The sequence below is a fragment of the Mesorhizobium sp. M7A.F.Ca.US.006.04.2.1 genome, assembly GCF_004022915.1.
Lineage (GTDB): Bacteria > Pseudomonadota > Alphaproteobacteria > Rhizobiales > Rhizobiaceae > Mesorhizobium > Mesorhizobium ciceri.
On the sequence record NZ_RZQA01001126.1, the window covers coordinates 1 to 1623 of the forward strand.

Annotated in this window: 1 protein-coding gene; it reads left to right on the forward strand. The window is 61.6% G+C overall.

What is annotated here, in order from left to right; all coding sequences use genetic code 11:
- The first annotated feature begins 121 nt into the window (after positions 1-121).
- Positions 122-1426: a nicotinate phosphoribosyltransferase gene (gene pncB / locus EN925_RS35005; protein ID WP_127369687.1), complete on the forward strand. Its 1305-nt coding sequence runs from the start codon at positions 122-124 to the stop codon at positions 1424-1426.
- The last annotated feature ends 197 nt before the right edge of the window (positions 1427-1623 follow it).

Below are 1623 nucleotides of genomic sequence, written 5' to 3' on the forward strand. Positions count from 1 at the left end.
GGCCGCATGCAGGCAGCTCTTTTTGTCGGGCCAGCCTGAAAGCGGGCAGCGTTGCGGCCGATTCGATGCTATGAGGCCTGTCGCGATTGTGGATGGCAGGCAGCGAAGGCGGTGTTGAAACATGGCTAAGACCGATATTGCGCGGCGCGTCTACAACCACACCTGGAAGCTCGACCCGATCGTGCGCAGCCTGCTCGACACGGATTTCTACAAGCTTTTGATGCTGCAGATGATCTGGGGCATGTATCCCAAGGTCGACGCAACCTTCTCGCTGATCAACCGCACGACCTCGGTGCGCCTTGCCGACGAGATCGACGAGAGCGAATTGCGCGAACAACTCGACCATGCCCGCACCTTGCGCTTCTCCAAGAAGGAGATGATCTGGCTCGGCGGTAACAATTTCTACGGCCGCAAGCAGATCTTCGAACCGGAATTCCTCGCCTGGCTGGAAGGCTTCCGGCTGCCCGAATACGAGCTGTCGAAGTGCGACGGGCAGTATGAACTGACCTTCAGCGGGCCGTGGATGTACACCACGCTGTGGGAAATCCCGGCGCTCGCCATCATCAATGAACTCCGATCTCGCGCGGCGATGCGGGCGTTCGGGCCTTTCGCGCTCGACGTGCTCTATGCCCGCGCCAAATCCAAGATGTGGGCCAAGACCGAGCGGCTGAAGGCGCTGCCCGGCATCCGCATCTCGGACTTCGGCACGCGCCGGCGCCATTCCTTCCTATGGCAGCGCTGGTGTGTCGAGGCGTTGAAGGAAGGCATCGGCGAGGCGTTCACCGGCACCTCCAACGTGCTTTTGGCCATGGACAACGACCTCGAAGCGCTCGGCACCAACGCACATGAGCTGCCGATGGTGTTTGCCGCGCTTGCCGACTCGGAAAAAGAGCTGAGACAGTCGCCCTACAAGGTGCTGCAGGACTGGCAGCGCTACTATGGCGGCAATCTCTTGATCGTGCTGCCCGACGCCTTCGGCACAGCCTCATTCCTGCGCGATGCGCCGGACTGGGTGGCCGACTGGACGGGCTTTCGCCCCGACAGCGCGCCGCCGATCGAAGGCGGCGAAAAAATCCTGTCCTGGTGGCGCGACAAGGGCAAGGACCCCAAGCAGAAACTGCTGATCTTCTCCGACGGGCTCGAGGTCGAAACCATCGAGGAGACCTATCGCCACTTCAAGGGCAAGGTGCGTATGTCGTTCGGCTGGGGCACCAATCTGACCAATGATTTCGAAGGCTGCGCGCCGACGGAAACCAACAGCCTCGACGCCATATCGCTGGTCTGCAAGGTCACCGAGGCCAATGGCAGGCCAGCGGTCAAGCTGTCGGACAATCCGGCCAAGGCGACCGGCGATGTGAAAGAGATCGAGCGGTATCTCAGGATTTTTGGCGAGAAGGACCGCGTGGAGCAATTGGTCAAGGTGTGAGGGGTGGTGGGCCTCTTGGATAGGCCGAGTTCCCTGGCGCCCCCCTCTGTCCTGCCGGACATCTCCCCCTCAAGGGGGGAGATTGGACGTCATCTCCGCTTTCGCCAATTTTCGACGCCCAACGAAAAGCGCCGATCGAGCGAACTGCCAATCTCCCCCCTTGCGGGGGGTGAGGAGTGGTCCGCGCAGCGGACGGA